We start from the raw sequence: 21,079 nt of genomic DNA on the forward strand, positions 1-21,079 counted from the left end.
ATTCAATAAAAAATACAGAATAAACCAGACATTAATGTCTGGCCTATTCTGCATTCAGTTAGCGTTTGCAAATTGAGACTAATTGCTCTTCCATCCACTGATGGCCTTTATCGCGCCCGGCAGCTTCATGCCAGGAGAGATAGCAGGTTCTGCTGTTTTGTTTTAACGGCAGCGGTAATACCTGTAATTCTAAGGATTCAGCGAACTCTTCAGCCAGCCAACGCGGCGCAATAGCGACCAGATGCGTTTGCGACACCACGCTAAGTACGCTCATCATTGCCATGCCCTGATACGCGATACTGGCTTGCTTGTCTACCGTGTCATACCACGGTTGACTAAATGACGCGAAACGATCGAGCGAAACCGCCGCATGTTGTTCATTATAAACATCATGTTTCAGTAACGGGCCTTTAATTGTTGGATGATTTTTGCTGGCTACCAGCACCATTTCATCTTTAAATAATGGCACACTGGTAAATTCAGGACGATGGAAGTCTTCATAACTAATCACAAACTCCGTTTCCTGATAACGCAGCTGATGTTCAGTATTCTGATTTAATGAAGATTTGAACATAACATGTATATTTGGCGCAATCTGCTCAACGTGATTATAAATCTGCGAGGTCAGAATGCTGTCTAATGGGCTGCAAACGCAAAGATGGAATACGCGTTCACTGCTTGCGGGCTCAAAACCTGAACCCGGCAATTCATTTTGAACTAGTTGCAATGCCTGACGAACTGAACCAAAAAGTTGAAATGCGCGAGCAGTTGGTTGAATACCACGTCCATAACGAACAAAAAGCTCGTCATTAAACATCACCTTCAGGCGTGCAACAGCGTTACTGACCGCAGGCTGCGACATTCCCAGAACATGAGCGGCACGGGTGATATTTTGCTCCTGCATCACGGCATCGAAAACGGTTAATAAGTTGAGATCGACCATGCGTAGCTGTGGCTTGCTTAACTCCACCGTCTCTGGATGATCTGTTTGTACCTCTGGCATACTTAACTCCACTGTCACACGTAACTCCCTTTCCCTTATTGGAATGCAGAGAAATAATCCTGAAGAATATGATTTATCATGCATATAAAATAAGAAAAAGGAAAATGCGTAAAATTAGGAAAACATAAAGATACGGGTTCTGATAAAAACAGAATCCACTGCCGAGGAAAGAGTCATTTACCACAGCATAATAATCCATAATGTTTTTGTTGCGAAAACGATCTAATCATAAGTACCACGAATACTCAATCATCATAAAAATGGATTAAACGTGCCTTTTTAATAATTAATTTATATATTTAATGCATCAAACCTTAACATTAATCCAACAATAATATTCACCAAATCAATATCAAGAAATTCACAAAACATATAAATTCAATATAAATCATCAGGATAGCTTGGGTAACCAGCACGTTTCACCCACTCTTGCTTCGTTGATTAAATGCAATAAATTATTCTGAAGTATGTCAAGCAATGAAATGTATGTATGGTTAAGCAGAAATTAATATCGCTTGTTTTAACAGCCACAGCACAATTAGCTAATTTGACGGATGCAGAACTCACGCGGGCGGGATGTTTTTGTTGCATCAGGGTTGACATCCGTTTTTGTATCCAGTAACTCTAAAAGCATATCGCATTCATCTGGAGCTGATTTAATGACTCACATCATTCGCTTTATCGGTCTACTACTACTAAACGCATCTTCTTTGCGCGGTAGACCAGTGAGCGGCATTCAGCATTAAGCCAGCACGCAGTCAAACAAAAACCCGCGCCATTGCGCGGGTTTTTTTATGCCCGAAGCGAGGCGCTCTAAAAGAGACAAGGACCCAAACCATGAGCCAGCAAGTCATTATTTTCGATACCACATTGCGCGACGGTGAACAGGCGTTACAGGCAAGCTTGAGTGTGAAAGAAAAACTGCAAATTGCGCTGGCCCTTGAGCGTATGGGTGTTGACGTGATGGAAGTCGGGTTCCCCGTCTCTTCGCCGGGCGATTTTGAATCAGTGCAAACCATCGCCCGTCAGATCAAAAACAGCCGCGTATGCGCGTTAGCTCGCTGCGTGGAGAAAGATATTGACGTGGCGGCTGAATCCCTGAAAGTCGCCGAAGCCTTCCGTATTCATACCTTCATTGCCACTTCGCCAATGCACATCGCCACCAAGCTGCGCAGCACGCTGGACGACGTAATTGAACGCGCTATCTATATGGTGAAACGCGCCCGTAATTATACCGATGATGTTGAATTTTCTTGCGAAGATGCCGGGCGTACACCCATTGCCGATCTGGCGCGAGTCGTCGAAGCAGCGATTAATGCCGGTGCCACCACCATCAACATTCCGGACACCGTAGGCTACACCATGCCGTTTGAGTTCGCTGAAATCATCAGCGGCCTGTATGAACGCGTGCCTAACATCGACAAAGCCATTATTTCCGTACACACCCACGACGATTTGGGCCTGGCAGTCGGCAACTCACTGGCGGCGGTGCATGCCGGAGCACGCCAGGTGGAAGGTGCAATGAACGGGATCGGCGAACGTGCCGGTAACTGTTCCCTGGAAGAAGTGATCATGGCTATCAAAGTTCGTAAGGATATTCTTAACGTCCATACCGCCATTAATCACCAGGAAATATGGCGCACCAGCCAGTTAGTTAGCCAGATTTGTAATATGCCGATCCCGGCAAACAAAGCCATTGTTGGCAGCGGCGCATTCGCACACTCTTCCGGTATTCACCAGGATGGCGTGCTGAAAAACCGCGAAAACTACGAAATCATGACACCAGAATCTATTGGTCTGAACCAAATCCAGCTGAATCTGACCTCTCGTTCGGGCCGTGCGGCAGTGAAACACCGCATGGATGAGATGGGTTATAAAGAAAGTGAATATAATTTAGACAATCTGTACGACGCCTTCCTGAAGTTGGCAGACAAAAAAGGTCAGGTGTTTGATTACGATCTGGAGGCGCTGGCCTTCATCGGTAAACAGCAAGAAGAGCCGGAACATTTCCGTCTGGATTACTTCAGCGTGCAGTCAGGTTCTAACGATATTGCTACTGCCGCCGTCAAACTGGCCTGCGGCGAAGAAGTCAAAGCAGAAGCCGCCAACGGCAACGGTCCGGTAGATGCCGTTTATCAGGCGATTAACCGTATCACTGACTATAACGTCGAACTGGTGAAATACAGCCTGACCGCCAAAGGTCACGGTAAAGATGCGCTGGGTCAGGTGGATATTGTCGTCAACTACAACGGTCGCCGCTTCCACGGCGTCGGCCTGACCACCGATATTGTCGAGTCCTCTGCCAAAGCCATGGTGCACGTACTGAACAATATCTGGCGGGCCGCAGAAGTCGAAAAAGAGTTACAGCGCAAAGCTCAACACAACGAAAACAACAAGGAAACCGTGTGATGTCGAAGAATTACCATATTGCCGTATTGCCGGGGGACGGTATTGGTCCGGAAGTGATGACCCAGGCGCTGAAAGTGCTGGATGCCGTGCGCAACCGCTTTGCGATGCGTATCACCACCAGCCATTACGATGTAGGCGGCGCAGCCATTGATAACCATGGGCAACCACTGCCGCCTGCAACAGTTGAAGGTTGTGAGCAAGCCGATGCCGTGCTGTTTGGCTCAGTAGGCGGCCCGAAATGGGAACATTTGCCGCCAGACCAGCAACCAGAACGCGGCGCGCTGTTGCCTTTGCGTAAGCACTTCAAATTATTCAGCAACCTGCGTCCGGCAAAACTGTATCAGGGGCTGGAAGCATTCTGTCCGCTGCGTGCTGATATTGCCGCTAACGGCTTCGATATCCTGTGTGTGCGCGAACTGACCGGCGGCATCTATTTCGGTCAGCCAAAAGGCCGCGAAGGTAGCGGACAATATGAGAAAGCATTTGATACTGAGGTATATCACCGTTTTGAGATCGAGCGCATTGCCCGTATCGCGTTTGAATCTGCTCGCAAGCGTCGCCGCAAAGTCACCTCAATCGACAAAGCCAACGTGCTGCAATCCTCTATTTTATGGCGGGAGATTGTTAGCGAGCTTGCTACGGAATACCCGGATGTCGAACTGGTGCATATGTACATCGACAACGCCACCATGCAGCTGATTAAAGATCCATCACAGTTTGACGTTCTGCTGTGCTCCAACCTGTTTGGCGACATTCTTTCTGATGAGTGCGCAATGATCACTGGCTCGATGGGCATGTTGCCTTCTGCCAGCCTGAACGAGCAAGGTTTTGGTCTGTATGAACCGGCGGGCGGCTCGGCACCAGATATCGCAGGCAAAAACATCGCCAACCCGATTGCGCAAATTCTGTCGCTGGCGCTGCTGCTGCGCTACAGTCTGGATGCCGATGATGCGGCTTCCACCATTGAACGCGCCATAAACCGCGCATTAGAAGAAGGTGTTCGCACCGGGGATTTAGCCCGTGGTGCTGCCGCCGTTAGTACCGATGAAATGGGCGATATCATTGCCCGCTATGTGGCTGAAGGGGTGTAATCATGGCTAAGACGTTATATGAAAAATTGTTCGACGCTCACGTAGTGTACGAAGCCGAAAACGAAACCCCTCTGTTATATATCGACCGCCATCTGGTACATGAAGTGACCTCACCGCAGGCGTTCGATGGCCTGCGCGCGCACGGTCGCCCGGTACGTCAGCCGGGGAAAACCTTCGCCACTATGGATCACAACGTCTCCACTCAGACCAAAGACATTAATGCCTGCGGTGAAATGGCGCGCATCCAGATGCAGGAGCTGATCAAAAACTGCAAAGAGTTTGGCGTCGAGCTGTATGACCTGAATCACCCCTATCAGGGGATCGTTCACGTGATGGGGCCGGAACAAGGCGTAACCTTACCAGGAATGACTATTGTCTGTGGCGACTCGCATACCGCCACTCATGGCGCATTTGGCGCGCTGGCCTTTGGTATCGGTACTTCCGAAGTTGAACATGTACTGGCAACGCAAACCCTGAAACAGGGTCGTGCGAAGACCATGAAAATTGAGGTCCAGGGCAAAGCCGCGCCAGGCATTACCGCGAAAGATATCGTGCTGGCGATTATTGGTAAAACTGGCAGCGCGGGCGGCACTGGTCATGTGGTGGAGTTTTGCGGCGAGGCGATCCGTGATTTAAGCATGGAAGGTCGTATGACCCTGTGCAATATGGCAATCGAAATGGGCGCAAAAGCAGGTCTGGTTGCGCCGGACGAAACGACCTTTAACTATGTCAAAGGCCGTTTACATGCACCGAAAGGCAAAGATTTCGACGATGCCGTTGCCTACTGGAAAACCCTGCAAACCGACGAAGGCGCAACTTTCGATACTGTTGTCACTCTGCAAGCAGAAGAAATCGCCCCTCAGGTCACCTGGGGCACCAATCCAGGCCAGGTAATTTCCGTGAACGACAGCATTCCCGATCCGGCTTCGTTTGCCGATCCGGTTGAGCGCGCCTCAGCAGAAAAAGCGTTGGCCTATATGGGGCTGAAAGCGGGTATTCCGCTGACCGAAGTGGCTATCGATAAAGTGTTTATCGGTTCCTGCACCAACTCGCGCATTGAAGATTTACGTGCGGCGGCAGAAATCGCCAAAGGACGGAAAGTCGCGCCAGGCGTACAGGCTCTGGTCGTCCCCGGCTCTGGTCCGGTAAAAGCCCAGGCGGAAGCGGAAGGTCTGGACAAAATCTTTATTGAAGCCGGTTTTGAATGGCGCTTGCCTGGCTGCTCAATGTGTCTGGCGATGAACAACGACCGTCTGAATCCGGGCGAACGTTGTGCCTCCACCAGCAACCGTAACTTTGAAGGCCGCCAGGGGCGCGGCGGGCGTACGCATCTGGTCAGCCCGGCAATGGCAGCCGCAGCTGCCGTGACCGGACATTTCGCCGACATTCGCAATATTAAATAAGGAGCACACCATGGCAGAGAAATTTATCAAACACACAGGCCTGGTGGTTCCGCTGGATGCCGCCAATGTCGATACCGATGCAATCATCCCGAAACAGTTTTTGCAGAAAGTGACCCGTACGGGTTTTGGCGCGCATCTGTTTAATGACTGGCGTTTTCTGGATGAAAAAGGCCAACAGCCAAACCCGGACTTCGTGCTGAACTTCCCGCAGTATCAGGGCGCTTCCATTTTGCTGGCACGAGAAAACTTCGGCTGCGGCTCCTCGCGTGAGCACGCACCGTGGGCATTGACCGACTACGGTTTTAAAGTGGTGATTGCGCCAAGTTTCGCTGACATCTTCTACGGCAACAGCTTTAACAACCAGCTGCTGCCGGTAAAATTAAGCGATGCAGAAGTGGATGAGCTGTTTGCGCTGGTGAAAGCTAATCCGGGGATTCATTTTGATGTAGACCTGGAAGCGCAAGAGGTGAAAGCGGGAGAGAAAACCTATCGCTTTACTATTGATGCCTTTCGCCGCCACTGCATGATGAATGGTCTGGACAGCATCGGCCTGACCTTGCAGCACGACGACGCTATTGCGGGTTATGAAGCAAAACAACCTGCGTTTATGAATTAATTCCCTTGCCCGGTCAAATGACCGGGCTTTCCGCTATCGTCCACGTCATCAAACGTCTTTAACCTTTGCGGTTAAAAATAATGCAACAACAGAAATAACCGCAATTACCCAGTAGACAGCAAAGTGCCCCCAACTTTGTGCAATTGCTCCCTGAATAACGCCAGCCAGAATTACCCCTGTAGAAATACTGTTGGTAAATAAGGTGGTAGCTGCCCCCGCTCTTCCTGGCATTAAATCCTGAAACCATAGCATCCCAATACCCGCAACAATGCCGATAAATACAGCGTTAAAAAGTTGCAGCGTCATCAACGCCATACGGCTATGAAAGAAAATCAATCCGGTGTAAAACAGCACACCTGCCGCCACTGCTATGACCATCATTCGCCGCTTACCATAACGTTTTACATAGTAGCCAGCCAGAATCATTGCTGGTATTTCCAGTCCAGCTGCCGTCCCCATCAGGAAACCCGCCAGTTTGTCTGGCAATCCTAACTCGCTACTGATCCACAACGGCATATCAATAATGTACATGGTGTTGCAGGTCCACATTAACGTCGAGGCGACAAATAACATCCGTACGTTACTATCCTGCCAGCCACCTTGCATTGATAAAGCATTTTCCGGCGGCAGCTCTACCCGCGCCACAGACGGAAGCATAAATGCAATCAATACCAGACTGAGTGTGAATACCCCGGCGGCAATCGAAAACATCACTGTAAAGCCGTAATTCAACGCCAGCATAAAGGCCAGCGGTGGACCGATAACCCATGCCAGAGAAAGCTGCGCACGCATCACCGAGCTAAACATCACCACTTCTCGCGCCGAGTTATCCGCGTATTCCCGCGCCAGAGCAAATAACTGTGGCATTGCCGTATTGGCCAGCGATGCCAGAAGCACACCACAGGTGATAAGCGTCAGATAATGACGATTAAATGCAAACAATAGCGCATTGCCGATAGCCATCAAACAGCAAAATATAATCAGTTTTCGCCGATCGCCCTGACTGTCAGAACGTTTTGCCAACCAGAGGCTTACGCCGATCCCAGCAATAGCATTCACCGTATAAAAGAGTCCGATCCAGAAAGGTTGCGCGCCAACCTCACGACTCAGAAATAAGCTCAACGTAGGAGCCTGTAGCGCCCCGGCCACCCCCATCATAAAAGCGACCAGCATAAATGCCGCGTAAACACCGTTCATACGGCGAGCCATCATCATTATCCAGATCATATGTTCCCTTTTTAGCGCGGCGAGAATAAAAAAAACCAGCAGGTATAATCTGCTGGCGGGTGATTTTACACCAATACTCAGTCACACATGATGCAGGCAAGTCAACTTTCAGAATTGCGGTCATCCCACTGCATCAGTTCTTCAAGCATGGTTAATCGTTGTGGGACGCTTAACCAACGCAACCAGCACAACGTCGCTGTCGCGGTAAAATAGTGCTGATAAAACTGACGCATGGGGCACCTCCTTGCTTCATCGTCAGGAATTATTGGCTTAATATAGGGATTATAAAATTGCTGACTTTTGCGCAGGAGTTCCCCTTTTATGCCATCTGCTCGCCTGCAACAACAGTTCATTCGCCTGTGGCAATGCTGCGAGGGTAAATCGCAGGACACGACGCTCAACGAACTGGCAGAGTTATTGAGCTGCTCCCGTCGTCATATGCGCACCCTGCTCAACACCATGCAGGATCGCGGCTGGCTGACGTGGGAAGCGGAAGTCGGGCGCGGCAAACGCTCGCGTTTAACATTCCTCTATACCGGGCTGGCGCTACAACAGCAGCGAGCAGAGGACCTGCTGGAGCAGGATCGTATCGATCAGTTGGTACAGCTGGTTGGCGACAAAGCGACTGTGCGGCAAATGCTGGTTTCTCATCTGGGGCGTAGCTTCCGTCAGGGGAGGCACATCCTGCGCGTGCTCTATTATCGCCCGTTGCGTAATCTGCTGCCCGGCAGCGCATTGCGCCGTTCCGAAACCCATATCGCCCGGCAAATCTTCAGTTCGCTAACGCGCGTAAATGAGGAAAATGGGGAACTGGAAGCGGACATAGCCCACCACTGGCAGCAAATTTCACCGCTTCACTGGCGTTTCTTTTTACGTCCTGGCATCCATTTTCATCATGGTCGTGAACTGGAAATGAACGACGTGATCGCTTCTTTAAAACGAAGCAATACGCTACCGCTCTATTCCCACATTGCTGAAATTGTGTCGCCGACGCCCTGGACGCTGGATATCCATCTCACGCAGCCGGACCGCTGGTTGCCGTTACTGCTGGGACAAGTTCCGGCGATAATCCTGCCGCGAGAATGGGAAACCCTCAGTAATTTTGCCAGCCATCCCATCGGCACCGGTCCGTATGCGGTGATCCGCAACAGCATCAATCAACTGAAAATTCAGGCATTCGATGACTTCTTCGGTTATCGCGCATTAATCGACGAAGTAAACGTCTGGGTTCTGCCGGAAATTTCCAATGAGCCAGCCGGAGGTCTGTTGCTAAAAGGGCCACAGGGCGAGGAAAAAGAGATTGAAAGCCGCCAGGAAGAAGGTTGCTACTATTTACTGTTCGACAGCCGCACCCACCGCGGGGCGAATCAGCAAGTCAGGGACTGGATAAGTTATGTGCTTTCTCCAACGAATCTGGCCTATTTCGCCGAGGAACAATACCAGCAACTGTGGTTCCCCGCTTATGGACTGCTTCCTCGCTGGCATCATGCCCACCCGACGCACTGCGAAAAACCCGCTGGGCTGGAAAACCTCACGCTGACTTTTTATCAGGATCATATTGAGCATCGGGTCATTGCCGGGATCATGCAGCAGATTCTGGCAAGTCATCAGGTCACATTGCAAATCCAAGAGATCAGCTACGATCAGTGGCATAAAGGAGAGATCGAAAGCGATATCTGGCTTAACAGCGCCAACTTTACACTGCCGCTGGATTTTTCGCTGTTTGCGCACCTGTGCGAAGTGCCGCTGCTACAACACTGTATTCCGATCGACTGGCAAGCCGACGCCGCCCGCTGGCGCAATGGCGAAATGAATCTGGCGAACTGGTGCCAGCAACTGGTTGCCAGTAAAGCAATGGTGCCGCTCATCCATCACTGGCTAATTATTCAGGGGCAGCGCAGTATGCGCGGCCTGCGCATGAACACCCTCGGCTGGTTTGATTTTAAATCAGCATGGTTTGCGCCGCCGGATCCATGATTGCCGCGTCGCCGTAAACTCACTACACTAACGCCGTTCTCAACGGGGTGCCACGCGGACGCGTGCGCTGAGAAAATACCCGTCGAACCTGATCCGGATAACGCCGGCGAAGGGATTTGAGGCTCCTTCTCAAGTCCTTTGCCACTCTTTTTTGAGGTGCAAAGTGTTAAAAAAATGTCTTCCACTGCTGTTGTTGTGTACAGCGCCTGTTTTCGCTAAACCCGTTCTGACCGTCTACACCTACGACTCCTTCGCCGCCGACTGGGGGCCAGGTCCAGTGGTTAAAAAAGCCTTCGAAGCCGACTGCAACTGCGAACTGAAACTGGTGGCGCTGGAAGATGGCGTCTCACTGCTCAACCGTCTGCGGATGGAAGGCAAAAATAGTAAAGCCGATGTGGTGCTGGGGCTGGATAACAACCTTTTAGATGCCGCCAGTAAAACCGGGCTGTTTGCCAAAAGCGGTGTAGCAGCGAATGCCGTGAACGTTCCCGGCGGCTGGAATAATGACACTTTCGTACCGTTTGATTACGGCTATTTCGCCTTCGTCTATGACAAGAACAAACTGAAAAAACCGCCGCAAAGCCTGAAAGAGCTGGTAGAGAGCGATCAAAACTGGCGGGTGATTTATGAAGATCCGCGTACCAGTACGCCGGGGCTGGGACTGTTGTTGTGGATGCAAAAAGTCTATGGCGATGACGCCCCACAAGCCTGGCAGAAACTGGCGAAGAAAACGGTCACGGTCACCAAAGGCTGGAGCGAAGCCTACGGCCTGTTTTTGAAAGGCGAAAGCGACCTGGTACTGAGTTACACCACCTCTCCGGCTTATCACATTCTTGAAGAGAAGAAAGATAACTACGCCGCCGCGAACTTTAGCGAAGGTCACTATCTGCAAGTAGAGGTCGCCGCCCGCACCGCTGCCAGCAAGCAGCCAGAGCTGGCACAAAAATTCCTTCAGTTTATGGTTTCTCCGGCCTTCCAGAACGCGATCCCAACGGGCAACTGGATGTATCCGGTAGCAAACGTCACGCTGCCCGCCGGTTTTGAACAATTAACCAAACCAGCAACCACGCTGGAGTTCACGCCAGCCGAAGTAGCGGCACAACGTCAGGCATGGATTAGCGAATGGCAACGCGCCGTCAGCCGTTAATTCCCGGATGGTTAATTCCAGGCGTAAGCGCCGCCACGCTGGTGGTAGCGGTTGCACTGGCGGCGTTTCTCGCCCTGTGGTGGAACGCGCCGCAGGGTGACTGGACGACAGTCTGGCAGGACAGCTACCTGTGGCATGTGGTGCGCTTCTCCTTCTGGCAGGCGTTTCTCTCGTCGCTGCTCTCTGTCGTGCCCGCGATATTCCTTGCCCGCGCCCTCTATCGCAGGCGCTTTCCGGGGCGACTAGCGCTGTTGCGTCTGTGCGCAATGACCTTGATCCTCCCGGTGCTGGTCGCCGTTTTTGGCATTCTTAGCGTCTATGGTCGCCAGGGGTGGCTGGCCTCGCTCTGGCAAACGCTTGGTCTGGAGTGGACATTTTCGCCCTACGGCCTGCAAGGTATTTTGCTGGCGCATGTATTTTTTAATCTGCCGATGGCGAGCCGCTTATTGCTCCAGGCACTGGAAAACATTCCCGGCGAACAACGTCAACTTGCCGCCCAACTTGGGATGCGTGGCTGGCATTTTTTCCGCTTCGTTGAATGGCCGTGGCTACGGCGACACATCCCGCCGGTTGCCGCGCTGATCTTTATGCTCTGTTTCGCCAGCTTCGCCACCGTGCTGTCGCTGGGCGGCGGTCCGCAGGCAACCACTATCGAGCTGGCTATTTATCAGGCGCTGAGTTACGACTACGATCCCGCCCGCGCGGCGATGCTGGCGCTGATCCAGATGGTGTGTTGCCTTGGGCTGGTGCTGTTGAGTCAGCGATTGAGTAAGTCCATTGCGCCCGGCACCACGCTGCTGCAAGGTTGGCGCGACCCGGACGATCGTCTGCATAGCCGCATTTGCGACACGGTGTTAATTGTGCTGGCACTGCTGCTGTTGCTGCCACCGTTACTGGCGGTGATCGTCGACGGTGTAAATCGCCAGTTGCCGGAAGTGCTGGCACAACCGGTGCTGTGGCAGGCGCTGTGGACCTCGTTGCGTATTGCGCTGGCGGCAGGTGTATTGTGCGTGATACTGACCATGATGCTGCTATGGAGCAGTCGCGAACTGCGGGCGCGGCAAAAACTACTGGCGGGTCAGGCGCTGGAGATGAGCGGAATGCTGATCCTCGCCATGCCGGGGATTGTGCTGGCAACGGGCTTCTTTTTACTGCTCAACAACACTATTGGCCTGCCGCAATCTGCTGACGGCATTGTAATTTTCACCAATGCGTTAATGGCGCTCCCCTACGCCCTGAAGGTGCTGGAAAACCCAATGCGCGATATCACCGCCCGCTACAGCATGCTGTGCCAGTCTCTGGGCATTGAAGGCTGGTCGCGCTTAAAAGTGGTGGAGCTGCGCGCCCTGAAACGTCCGCTGGCGCAGGCGCTGGCCTTTGCTTGTGTGCTGTCGATTGGTGATTTTGGCGTGGTGGCGTTGTTCGGTAACGATGATTTCCGCACCCTGCCATTTTATCTTTACCAGCAAATTGGCTCCTATCGCAGCCAGGACGGCGCGGTCACCGCGTTAATTCTGCTGCTGCTCTGTTTTCTGCTGTTTACCGTGATTGAAAAACTACCGGGGCGAAATGTTAAAACTGACTGATATCACCTGGCTTTACTACCATTTGCCAATGCGTTTTAGCTTAACGGTGGAACGAGGCGAGCAGGTGGCGCTCCTCGGGCCAAGCGGCGCGGGTAAAAGTACCCTACTGAATTTGGTCGCTGGTTTTCTGACGCCAGCCAGCGGTTCGCTGACTATCGACGGTATTGATCACACCACGACGCCGCCGTCACGCCGGCCGGTGTCGATGCTGTTTCAGGAAAACAACCTGTTCAGTCACCTGACGGTAGCGCAGAACATCGGGCTGGGGCTTAATCCAGGATTGAAACTGAACGCTGCACAGCAGCAGAAAATGCACGCTATCGCCCGCCAGATGGGAATTGATAATTTAATGACGCGGTTACCGGGCGAGCTTTCCGGCGGTCAGCGACAGCGCGTGGCTCTGGCGCGTTGTCTGGTGCGCGAACAGCCCATTCTACTGCTTGATGAACCGTTTTCCGCGCTCGATCCGGCACTGCGTCAGGAGATGCTGACGCTGGTGAGCACGAGCTGCCAGCAGCAAAAAATGACGCTGTTGATGGTATCGCACAGTGTGGAGGATGCGGCGCGGATCGCCACGCGCTCGGTAGTCGTCGTCGACGGGCGTATCGCCTGGCAAGGTAAAACCGATGAGTTGTTAAGCGGTAAGGCGAGTGCTTCGGCGCTGTTGGGAATTAAAGGTTAATCTGTAGCGGCGTGAACGCCTTATCCGACCTACGGGTAGTGCGTTTTGTAGGCCTGATAAGACGCGGCAAGCGTCGCATCAGGCAACCCGCACAAGGCTATCCCCTAAACCCCAACCACTTTTCGCAAAATATCGATATACACCGGCATCAACGGATGGCGAATTAACACCACCAGCGCCACCACGCCAATGGCAGAAATTAACGGCGTCAGCCACAACAAATGACCGCGCGACAAATAATGACTTAAACGGTCAGTGACTTTACCACTGCGCCATAACCGCCAGCACAGCCAGCCACCAACCCACAAAAATACCGCCGTCGCCAACAGCAACCATTTAAACTCGCCACTCTGCATTCCGGCTGGAATATCGATCGCCGCACCCGCCAGAATCCCCGGCAGGAAGTAAAACGGTGGCCACAGCAGACAGCCGATAATATTCGGCGTGATAAATTTTGCCACCGGGAGATCCAGCATTCCCGCCACCATTGGCACCAGCGGACGCGTCGGGCCGACAAAACGACCAACCAGAATAGTGAACATGCTGTGCTGATGTAATGCATGTTCAGTTTTATCGAGTAGTGCTTTGTTTTTCTTCAGAAATGACCAGCGATGCAACGGCTTTTTAAAACGCCAGCCCAGCCAGAAGGAGATCCAGTCGCCCAGCAGGCAACCGACAATCCCTGCCAGCCAGGCGTGCCAGAAACTTAACTCGCCGCTACCAATCAGCGCTCCCAGCCCCGCCATCAGCACCGTACCGGGCAGAATCAAACCGACCAGCGCCAGCGACTCCAGAAAAGCCACCAACACCACCGCCATCAATGAATACACGGTGGATTGGGTAATAAAGTGTTCCAGCAATGCTTGCATAATATGCCTGTCAAATGGACGAAGCAGGGATTCTGCAAACCCTATGCTACTCCGTCAAGCCGTCAATTATCTGATTCGTTACCAATTATGACAACTTAACGGCTACATCATTCACTTTTTCTTCACAACCGGCACGGAACTCACTTGGGCTGGCCCCGGTGCATTTTTTAAATACCCGCGAGAAATAGAGTTGATCGTCAAAGCCTACATTGCGACCGACGGTAGCAATCGGCATCCGGGTGGTGCTCAAAAGCAGCTTCGCCTGACTAATGCGTTGGTCCTCGCGCCAGCTTAAGACGCTAATCCCTAACTGCTGGCGGAACAGATGCGACAGACGCGACGGCGACAGACAAACATGTTGCGCCACGCTGGCGATATCAAAATTGCTGTCAGCCAGGTGATCGCTGATGTACTGACAAGCCTCGCGTACCCGATTATCCATCGGTGGATGGAGCGACTCGTTAATCGCTTCCATGCGCCGCAGTAACAATTGCTCAAGCAGATTTATCGCCAGCAATTCCGAATAGCGCCCTTCCCCTTGCCCGGCGTTAATGATTTGCCCAAACAGGTCGCTGAAATGCGGCTGCTGCGCTTCATCGGGGCGAAAGAACCCCGTATTGGCAAATATTGATGGCCAGTTAAGCCATTCATGCCAGTAGGCGCGCGGACGAAAGTAAACCCACTGGTGATACCATTCGCGAGCCTCCGGATGACGACCGTAGTGATGAATCTCTCCTGGCGGGAACAGCAAAATATCACCCGGTCGGCAGACAAATTCTCGTCCCTGATTTTTCACCACCCCCTGACCGCGAATGGTGAGATTGAGAATATAACCTTTCATTCCCAGCGGTCGGTCGATAAAAAAATCGAGATAACCGTTGGCCTCAATCGGCGTTAAACCCGCCACCAGATGGGCGTTAAACGAGTATCCCGGCAGCAGAGGATCATTTTGCGCTTCAGCCATACTTTTCATACTCCCGCCATTCAGAGAAGAAACCAATTGTCCATATTGCATCAGACATTGCCGTCACTGCGTCTTTTACTGGCTCTTCTCGCGAATCCAACCGCTAACCCCGCTAATTAAAAGCATTCTGCAACAAAGCAGGGCTAAAGCCATGACAAAAACGCGTAACAAAAGTGTCTATAATTACGGCAGAAAAGTCCACATTGATTATTTGCACGGCGTCACACTTTGCTATGCCATAGCATTTTTATCCATAAGATTAGCGGATCCTACCTGACGCTTTTTTTCGCAACTCTCTACTGTTTCCTCATACCCGTTTTTTGGATGGAGTGAAACGATGGCGATTGCAATTGGCCTCGATTTTGGCAGTGATTCTGTGCGAGCTTTGGCGGTGGACTGCGTCACCGGTGAAGAGATCGCCACCAGCGTAGAGTGGTATCCCCGTTGGCAAAAAGGGCAATTTTGTGATGCCCCGAATAACCAGTTCCGTCATCATCCGCGTGACTACATTGAGTCAATGGAAGCGGCGCTGAAAACCGTGCTTACACAGCTTAGCGCCGAACAGCGCGCAACGGTGGTCGGAATTGGCGTTGACAGTACCGGCTCGACGCCAGCACCGATTGACGCCGACGGCAACGTGCTGGCGCTGCGCCCGGAGTTTGCCGAAAACCCGAACGCGATGTTTGTATTGTGGAAAGACCACACCGCGGTTGAAGAAGCGGAAGAGATCACCCGCTTGTGTCACACACCGGGCAAAGTTGACTACTCTCGCTATATTGGCGGTATTTATTCCAGCGAATGGTTCTGGGCAAAAATCCTGCATGTGACTCGCCAGGACAGCGCCGTGGCGCAATCTGCCGCATCGTGGATTGAGTTGTGCGACTGGGTGCCAGCCCTGCTCTCCGGCACCACCCGGCCACAGGATATTCGTCGCGGACGTTGCAGCGCCGGACATAAATCACTGTGGCACGAAAGCTGGGGCGGCCTGCCGCCAGCCAGTTTCTTTGATGAGTTGGACCCAATCCTCAACCGTCATTTACCTTCCCCGCTGTTCACTGACACCTGGACTGCCGATATTCCGGTGGGCACCTTATGCCCGGAATGGGCGCAGCGTCTCGGCCTGCCTGAAAGCGTGGTGATTTCCGGCGGCGCGTTTGACTGCCATATGGGCGCAGTCGGCGCGGGCGCACAGCCTAACGCGTTGGTAAAAGTCATTGGGACTTCGACCTGTGACATTTTGATTGCCGACAAACAGAGCGTTGGCGAGCGGGCAGTGAAAGGTATTTGCGGTCAGGTTGATGGCAGCGTGGTTCCTGGATTTATCGGTCTGGAAGCCGGCCAATCGGCCTTTGGTGATATCTACGCCTGGTTTGGTCGCGTACTCGGCTGGCCGCTGGAACAGCTTGCCGCCCAGCATCCGGAACTGAAAGAGCAAATCAACGCCAGCCAGAAACAACTGCTTCCGGCGCTGACCGAAGCATGGGCCAAAAATCCATCTCTGGATCACCTGCCAGTGGTGCTCGACTGGTTTAACGGCCGCCGCACACCGAACGCTAACCAACGCCTGAAAGGGGTGATTACCGATCTTAACCTCGCTACCGACGCTCCGCTGCTGTTCGGCGGTTTGATTGCTGCCACCGCCTTTGGCGCACGCGCAATTATGGAGTGCTTCACCAATCAGGGGATCGCCGTCAATAACGTGATGGCGCTGGGCGGCATCGCGCGGAAAAACCAGGTCATTATGCAGGCCTGCTGCGACGTGCTGAATCGCCCGTTGCAAATTGTTGCCTCTGACCAGTGCTGTGCGCTCGGAGCGGCGATTTTCGCTGCCGTCGCCGCGAAAGTGCACGCAGACATCCCATCAGCACAGCAAAAAATGGCCAGTGCAGTAGAGAAAACCCTGCAACCGCGCAGCGAAGAGGCACAACGCTTTGAACAGCTTTATCGCCGCTATCAGCAATGGGCGATGAGCGCCGAACAACACTATCTTCCAACTTCTGCCCCGGCACAGGCTGCTCAGGCCGTTCCGACTCTATAAGGACACGACAATGACGATTTTTGATAATTATGAAGTGTGGTTTGTAATTGGCAGCCAGCATCTGTATGGCCCGGAAACTCTGCGTCAGGTCACCCAACATGCCGAACACGTCGTTAATGCGCTGAATACGGAAGCGAAACTGCCCTGCAAACTGGTGCTGAAACCGCTCGGCACCACGCCGGATGAAATCACCGCTATTTGCCGCGACGCTAATTACGACGATCGTTGCGCCGGTCTGGTGGTGTGGCTGCACACCTTCTCTCCGGCCAAAATGTGGATCAACGGCCTGACCATGCTCAACAAACCGTTGCTGCAATTCCACACCCAGTTTAACGCGGCGCTGCCGTGGGACAGTATCGATATGGACTTTATGAACCTGAACCAGACCGCGCACGGCGGTCGCGAGTTCGGCTTCATTGGCGCGCGTATGCGTCAGCAACATGCCGTGGTTACCGGTCACTGGCAGGATAAACAAGCCCATGAGCGTATCGGCTCCTGGATGCGTCAGGCGGTATCTAAACAGGATACCCGTCATCTGAAAGTCTGCCGATTTGGCGATAACATGCGTGAAGTGGCGGTCACCGATGGCGATAAAGTTGCCGCACAGATCAAGTTCGGTTTCTCCGTCAATACCTGGGCGGTTGGCGATCTGGTGCAGGTGGTCAACTCCATCAGCGACGGCGATGTTAACGCGCTGGTCGATGAGTACGAAAGCAGCTACACCATGACGCCTGCGACACAAATCCACGGTGAAAAACGGCAGAACGTGCTGGAAGCGGCGCGTATTGAACTGGGGATGAAGCGTTTCCTGGAGCAAGGTGGCTTCCATGCGTTCACCACTACCTTTGAAGATTTACACGGCCTGAAACAACTTCCGGGTCTGGCCGTACAGCGTCTGATGCAGCAGGGCTACGGCTTTGCGGGCGAAGGCGACTGGAAAACTGCCGCCCTGCTTCGCATCATGAAGGTGATGTCAACCGGTCTGCAGGGCGGCACCTCTTTTATGGAGGACTACACCTATCACTTCGAGAAGGGTAATGACCTGGTACTCGGCTCCCATATGCTGGAAGTCTGTCCGTCGATCGCCGTAGAAGAGAAACCGATCCTTGACGTGCAGCATCTCGGTATTGGCGGTAAAGATGATCCAGCCCGCCTGATCTTCAATACCCAAACCGGTCCGGCGATTGTCGCCAGCCTGATTGATCTCGGCGATCGTTACCGTCTGCTGGTTAACTGCATCGACACGGTGAAAACGCCGCACTCCCTGCCGAAACTGCCGGTAGCGAATGCGCTATGGAAAGCGCAGCCGGATCTGCCAACCGCTTCCGAAGCGTGGATCCTCGCCGGTGGCGCGCACCATACCGTCTTCAGCCATGCGCTGAATCTCAACGATATGCGCCAGTTTGCCGAGATGCACGACATTGAAATCACGGTGATTGATAACGACACCCGCCTGCCAGCGTTTAAAGACGCGCTGCGCTGGAACGAAGTGTATTACGGGTTTCGTCGCTGATTAGCGGCATCCGGCATTCAGCGCCTGATGCGACGCTGACGCGTCTTATCAGGCCTACACGTTCCGGTTTTGTAGGCCGGATAAGCAAAGCGCATCCGGCATTCAGCGCCTGATGCGACGCTGGCGCGTCTTATCAGGCCTACACGTTTCGGTTTTGTAGGCCGGATAAGCAAAGCGCATCCGGCATTCAGCGCCTGATGCGACGCTGACGCGTCTTATCAGGCCTACGCGTTCCGGTTTTGTAGGCCGGATAAGCAAAGCGCATCCGGCACGAAGGAGTCAACATGTTAGAAGATCTCAAACGTCAGGTATTAGAAGCCAATCTGGCGCTGCCAAAACACAACCTGGTCACGCTCACATGGGGCAACGTCAGCGCCGTTGATCGCGAGCGCGGTGTCTTTGTGATCAAACCTTCCGGCGTCGAGTACAGCACCATGACCGCCGACGATATGGTCGTGGTCAGCATCGCAACCGGTGAAGTGGTTGAAGGAACGAAAAAGCCCTCCTCCGACACGCCAACTCACCGGTTGCTCTATCAGGCATTCCCGTCCATTGGCGGCATTGTGCATACGCACTCCCGCCACGCCACCATCTGGGCGCAGGCAGGTCAGTCAATTCCAGCAACCGGCACTACCCACGCCGACTATTTCTACGGCACCATTCCCTGCACCCGCAAAATGACCGACGCGGAAATCAACGGCGAATATGAATGGGAAACGGGTAACGTCATCGTTGAAACCTTCGAAAAACAGGGTATCGACGCGGCGCAAATGCCTGGTGTACTGGTGCATTCTCACGGCCCGTTTGCATGGGGCAAAAACGCCGAAGACGCGGTGCATAACGCCATCGTGCTGGAAGAAGTCGCTTATATGGGGATTTTCTGCCGCCAGTTAGCTCCGCAATTGCCAGATATGCAGCAAACGTTGTTAGATAAGCACTATCTGCGTAAGCATGGTGCGAAGGCATATTACGGGCAGTGATTTAAGAGAAGCATCTGGGTAACAGGTGCTTCTTTTTTATTATCACTCAGGCAGCAAGAAAAATTTCTGCCCCTATTCCCTCAATTAACAATGCATCTAATGAAGGGGCGATATACACCGCATCATCAAGATCTAAATTACCGAAGCCGACGAAATATAAACCAAACCCCTCTTTTCCTTCGGCATAAAAAATCACTTTTCCGCCTTCATCATCGCCAATCGCCAGAGCGTGTGGAATATAATCCTGAATATGGTATGCGGCATTCAGCTCACTACAGCCTGCGGCTCCCCAAATTCTGATATACGACGTTGAATCCATCACTTTTAATTCAACGTCTGCCATTAGGGTAATAAAGGTTAAATACTCATCAGGAATTGCAATGTGAAAATAATTTTTTATAAGTTGACCGAGTCCACTATAATCTAATACGGGTTCCCATGACGCCAGCGTGAATTTTTCATGCAATTTAACAATAGGAAACTTACTCATTTCATCATCCTTTTCTTATACTTCTGCGGGTAAAATATCCGTTATAACGCCTTCACCTATAAATCCGGCTTCCCACAGCAGAAACTGACTGCCACAGCTGATCCACGGCATTACAAGTTCAGGATATAAGAACGCTATCTCAAGATTGCGTACCGTTTCGCCAGGGTGAATCGTTTTTCCATAGCCGTCGATGTAAATCCGGCAGTCATAACCATATGAAGATAATTCATTAATCCCTTTAAAAAAGACAGGGCAGCCGTAAAAACGGTTAGATGATAACAAAGGGCCACGATGCGATTTTTGCGTTGAAGAGTATAGTGTAATGGTAATCCGAACCTTTCTCATCGTCCCTCCAAATTAATTACGCTCTTCAATCAAATATGTCGTTTTATTAGTCCAGGCGATTATTTTATAGGGTCTATTAATAATACCTTTCTGCATATAACCAGCCATAATTTCTGATGGATACCAACCATAACCAAAGCAAAATAAAGCACCTGCATTAATAATGCTCACTAATTACACTTAGTTTATCATTTTCATTACTGATATTTTTGCCAAATCGGTCATTATCGCCAGAAAAACCCAACCGTTGCATTTTTTCAACGTTATCATATCCGGTCACTACCGTTTCAATGAAATTATCACTTATGCTAACCACTATAATACAATCGCTCGGCAGAGTGTTCATTTCCCCTTGCTCCTTCTAAAGTCATTTTTTCACCACAACAATGAATTCAATAGATATAATGAATATATGCGGCCATTTATATATAATTAGCATTACACTTTATTGCCTTAATATAACCCAAACAGAAATCGTCCGATAATCAGAAAATGCAATCATTGAATAAAGCAGGAACCTTTTTATCGCATGAGAAACCGAAGATGGTTGATGCCGTTTCGTCAAACATTACTGTACAAAATATCAGTGTTCAGTAAAAAACCAGGCTATACTCAAGCCTGGTTTTTTGATGGAATTACAGCGTGGCGCAGGCAGGTTTTATTTTAACCCGACACTGGCGCTGAGGGATCCCCATAAATCAGCGCTAATAAACCAACACCATATTCTGGTAGGTTTTGG

Annotated in this window: 20 protein-coding genes and 1 riboswitch; of the genes, 12 read left to right on the plus strand and 8 right to left on the minus strand. The window is 51.8% G+C overall.

Annotated features, from left to right (window positions below):
* Positions 1–58: 58 nt before the first annotated feature.
* The gene (gene leuO, locus A7090_RS05270; RefSeq protein WP_105273265.1) at positions 59–1,003 is read right to left on the minus strand and encodes a transcriptional regulator LeuO; all 945 of its coding nucleotides are present in this window, start codon (positions 1,001–1,003) and stop codon (positions 59–61) included.
* Positions 1,004–1,662: 659 nt separating this feature from the next.
* Here leuO and leuL point away from each other — a divergent pair.
* The 5 genes from leuL to leuD all read left to right on the plus strand — a co-directional run bounded on the left by leuL (position 1,663) and on the right by leuD (position 6,522).
* A complete protein-coding gene (gene leuL / locus A7090_RS05275; protein ID WP_105273266.1) occupies positions 1,663–1,749 on the plus strand; it encodes a leu operon leader peptide in 87 nt (28 codons plus the stop codon).
* A 91-nt stretch (positions 1,750–1,840) separates the two neighbouring features.
* Positions 1,841–3,412, plus strand: a complete 1,572-nt coding sequence (gene leuA / locus A7090_RS05280; RefSeq protein WP_105273267.1) for a 2-isopropylmalate synthase — start codon at positions 1,841–1,843, stop codon at positions 3,410–3,412.
* Positions 3,412–4,503, plus strand: a complete 1,092-nt coding sequence (leuB, locus tag A7090_RS05285) for a 3-isopropylmalate dehydrogenase (protein ID WP_105273268.1) — start codon at positions 3,412–3,414, stop codon at positions 4,501–4,503. Before leuA ends, leuB begins: the two co-directional genes overlap by 1 nt.
* A 2-nt stretch (positions 4,504–4,505) precedes the next feature.
* The gene (leuC, locus tag A7090_RS05290; protein ID WP_105273269.1) at positions 4,506–5,906 is read left to right on the plus strand and encodes a 3-isopropylmalate dehydratase large subunit; all 1,401 of its coding nucleotides are present in this window, start codon (positions 4,506–4,508) and stop codon (positions 5,904–5,906) included.
* Positions 5,907–5,916: 10 nt separating this feature from the next.
* A complete protein-coding gene (gene leuD / locus A7090_RS05295; RefSeq protein ID WP_105273270.1) occupies positions 5,917–6,522 on the plus strand; it encodes a 3-isopropylmalate dehydratase small subunit in 606 nt (201 codons plus the stop codon).
* A gap of 48 nt (positions 6,523–6,570) precedes the next feature.
* Here leuD and setA read toward each other — a convergent pair whose 3' ends face one another.
* Both setA and sgrT read right to left on the minus strand, forming a co-directional pair.
* The gene (gene setA, locus A7090_RS05300; RefSeq protein WP_105273271.1) at positions 6,571–7,749 is read right to left on the minus strand and encodes a sugar efflux transporter SetA; all 1,179 of its coding nucleotides are present in this window, start codon (positions 7,747–7,749) and stop codon (positions 6,571–6,573) included.
* A gap of 101 nt (positions 7,750–7,850) precedes the next feature.
* Complete coding sequence (gene sgrT / locus A7090_RS05305; protein ID WP_105273272.1) at positions 7,851–7,982, minus strand: glucose uptake inhibitor SgrT; 132 nt, start codon at positions 7,980–7,982, stop codon at positions 7,851–7,853.
* Between the two features lie 88 nt (positions 7,983–8,070).
* On the opposite strand from sgrT, the gene sgrR reads away from it, so the two are divergent.
* The 4 genes from sgrR to thiQ all read left to right on the plus strand — a co-directional run bounded on the left by sgrR (position 8,071) and on the right by thiQ (position 13,141).
* A complete protein-coding gene (gene sgrR / locus A7090_RS05310; protein WP_105273273.1) occupies positions 8,071–9,726 on the plus strand; it encodes a DNA-binding transcriptional regulator SgrR in 1,656 nt (551 codons plus the stop codon).
* Positions 9,727–9,759: 33 nt separating this feature from the next.
* Positions 9,760–9,859, plus strand: a riboswitch (TPP riboswitch).
* A gap of 30 nt (positions 9,860–9,889) precedes the next feature.
* Complete coding sequence (thiB, locus tag A7090_RS05315) at positions 9,890–10,873, plus strand: thiamine ABC transporter substrate binding subunit (RefSeq protein WP_105273274.1); 984 nt, start codon at positions 9,890–9,892, stop codon at positions 10,871–10,873.
* A complete protein-coding gene (gene thiP, locus A7090_RS05320) occupies positions 10,849–12,459 on the plus strand; it encodes a thiamine/thiamine pyrophosphate ABC transporter permease ThiP (protein WP_105273275.1) in 1,611 nt (536 codons plus the stop codon). Before thiB ends, thiP begins: the two co-directional genes overlap by 25 nt.
* Entirely contained in the window at positions 12,443–13,141 is a 699-nt protein-coding gene (gene thiQ / locus A7090_RS05325; RefSeq protein ID WP_105273276.1) for a thiamine ABC transporter ATP-binding protein ThiQ, read from the plus strand. Before thiP ends, thiQ begins: the two co-directional genes overlap by 17 nt.
* Before the next feature lie 104 nt (positions 13,142–13,245).
* Here the strand turns inward: thiQ and A7090_RS05330 are convergent, their stop codons facing one another.
* Both A7090_RS05330 and araC read right to left on the minus strand, forming a co-directional pair.
* The gene (locus A7090_RS05330; protein WP_001148408.1) at positions 13,246–14,010 is read right to left on the minus strand and encodes a DedA family protein; all 765 of its coding nucleotides are present in this window, start codon (positions 14,008–14,010) and stop codon (positions 13,246–13,248) included.
* Positions 14,011–14,095: 85 nt separating this feature from the next.
* The gene (araC, locus tag A7090_RS05335; protein WP_105273282.1) at positions 14,096–14,974 is read right to left on the minus strand and encodes an arabinose operon transcriptional regulator AraC; all 879 of its coding nucleotides are present in this window, start codon (positions 14,972–14,974) and stop codon (positions 14,096–14,098) included.
* 337 nt (positions 14,975–15,311) lie between these two features.
* Between araC and araB the strand changes: the two genes are divergently transcribed.
* From araB to araD, 3 genes are all read left to right on the plus strand, one after another.
* Positions 15,312–17,012 (plus strand): ribulokinase, encoded by a 1,701-nt coding sequence (araB, locus tag A7090_RS05345; protein ID WP_105273277.1) that lies wholly within the window; start codon positions 15,312–15,314, stop codon positions 17,010–17,012.
* A 10-nt stretch (positions 17,013–17,022) separates the two neighbouring features.
* A complete protein-coding gene (gene araA, locus A7090_RS05350; RefSeq protein WP_000151750.1) occupies positions 17,023–18,525 on the plus strand; it encodes an L-arabinose isomerase in 1,503 nt (500 codons plus the stop codon).
* A 284-nt stretch (positions 18,526–18,809) separates the two neighbouring features.
* On the plus strand, positions 18,810–19,505 hold the full coding sequence (gene araD, locus A7090_RS05355) for an L-ribulose-5-phosphate 4-epimerase (RefSeq protein WP_105273278.1): 696 nt from the start codon (positions 18,810–18,812) through the stop codon (positions 19,503–19,505).
* 46 nt (positions 19,506–19,551) lie between these two features.
* Here araD and A7090_RS05360 read toward each other — a convergent pair whose 3' ends face one another.
* From A7090_RS05360 to A7090_RS05370, 3 genes are all read right to left on the minus strand, one after another.
* Complete coding sequence (locus A7090_RS05360) at positions 19,552–19,995, minus strand: 1,3-beta-glucan synthase regulator (protein ID WP_105273279.1); 444 nt, start codon at positions 19,993–19,995, stop codon at positions 19,552–19,554.
* Between the two features lie 15 nt (positions 19,996–20,010).
* A complete protein-coding gene (locus tag A7090_RS05365) occupies positions 20,011–20,340 on the minus strand; it encodes a hypothetical protein (RefSeq protein ID WP_105273280.1) in 330 nt (109 codons plus the stop codon).
* A gap of 157 nt (positions 20,341–20,497) precedes the next feature.
* Entirely contained in the window at positions 20,498–20,686 is a 189-nt protein-coding gene (locus tag A7090_RS05370; RefSeq protein ID WP_105273281.1) for a hypothetical protein, read from the minus strand.
* Positions 20,687–21,079: the final 393 nt, after the last annotated feature.

This window comes from Escherichia sp. MOD1-EC7003 (assembly GCF_002965065.1).
Classification (GTDB): Bacteria; Pseudomonadota; Gammaproteobacteria; order Enterobacterales; family Enterobacteriaceae; genus Escherichia.

What these genes read in the sequence shown, in the direction of transcription:
- leuD (WP_105273270.1), top strand. Translation starts at nt 5,917, where the DNA reads ATGGCAGAGAAATTTATCAAACACACAGGCCTGGTGGTTCCGCTGGAT.
- leuA (WP_105273267.1), top strand. Translation starts at nt 1,841, where the DNA reads ATGAGCCAGCAAGTCATTATTTTCGATACCACATTGCGCGACGGTGAA.
- leuB (WP_105273268.1), top strand. Translation starts at nt 3,412, where the DNA reads ATGTCGAAGAATTACCATATTGCCGTATTGCCGGGGGACGGTATTGGT.
- araD (WP_105273278.1), top strand. Translation starts at nt 18,810, where the DNA reads ATGTTAGAAGATCTCAAACGTCAGGTATTAGAAGCCAATCTGGCGCTG.
- thiP (WP_105273275.1), top strand. Translation starts at nt 10,849, where the DNA reads ATGGCAACGCGCCGTCAGCCGTTAATTCCCGGATGGTTAATTCCAGGC.
- leuO (WP_105273265.1), bottom strand. Translation starts at nt 1,003, where the DNA reads ATGCCAGAGGTACAAACAGATCATCCAGAGACGGTGGAGTTAAGCAAG.
- A7090_RS05360 (WP_105273279.1), bottom strand. Translation starts at nt 19,995, where the DNA reads ATGAGTAAGTTTCCTATTGTTAAATTGCATGAAAAATTCACGCTGGCG.
- leuC (WP_105273269.1), top strand. Translation starts at nt 4,506, where the DNA reads ATGGCTAAGACGTTATATGAAAAATTGTTCGACGCTCACGTAGTGTAC.
- thiQ (WP_105273276.1), top strand. Translation starts at nt 12,443, where the DNA reads ATGTTAAAACTGACTGATATCACCTGGCTTTACTACCATTTGCCAATG.
- leuL (WP_105273266.1), top strand. Translation starts at nt 1,663, where the DNA reads ATGACTCACATCATTCGCTTTATCGGTCTACTACTACTAAACGCATCT.
- araA (WP_000151750.1), top strand. Translation starts at nt 17,023, where the DNA reads ATGACGATTTTTGATAATTATGAAGTGTGGTTTGTAATTGGCAGCCAG.
- A7090_RS05370 (WP_105273281.1), bottom strand. Translation starts at nt 20,686, where the DNA reads ATGAACACTCTGCCGAGCGATTGTATTATAGTGGTTAGCATAAGTGAT.
- araC (WP_105273282.1), bottom strand. Translation starts at nt 14,974, where the DNA reads ATGGCTGAAGCGCAAAATGATCCTCTGCTGCCGGGATACTCGTTTAAC.
- A7090_RS05330 (WP_001148408.1), bottom strand. Translation starts at nt 14,010, where the DNA reads ATGCAAGCATTGCTGGAACACTTTATTACCCAATCCACCGTGTATTCA.
- sgrR (WP_105273273.1), top strand. Translation starts at nt 8,071, where the DNA reads ATGCCATCTGCTCGCCTGCAACAACAGTTCATTCGCCTGTGGCAATGC.
- A7090_RS05365 (WP_105273280.1), bottom strand. Translation starts at nt 20,340, where the DNA reads ATGAGAAAGGTTCGGATTACCATTACACTATACTCTTCAACGCAAAAA.
- araB (WP_105273277.1), top strand. Translation starts at nt 15,312, where the DNA reads ATGGCGATTGCAATTGGCCTCGATTTTGGCAGTGATTCTGTGCGAGCT.
- setA (WP_105273271.1), bottom strand. Translation starts at nt 7,749, where the DNA reads ATGATCTGGATAATGATGATGGCTCGCCGTATGAACGGTGTTTACGCG.
- sgrT (WP_105273272.1), bottom strand. Translation starts at nt 7,982, where the DNA reads ATGCGTCAGTTTTATCAGCACTATTTTACCGCGACAGCGACGTTGTGC.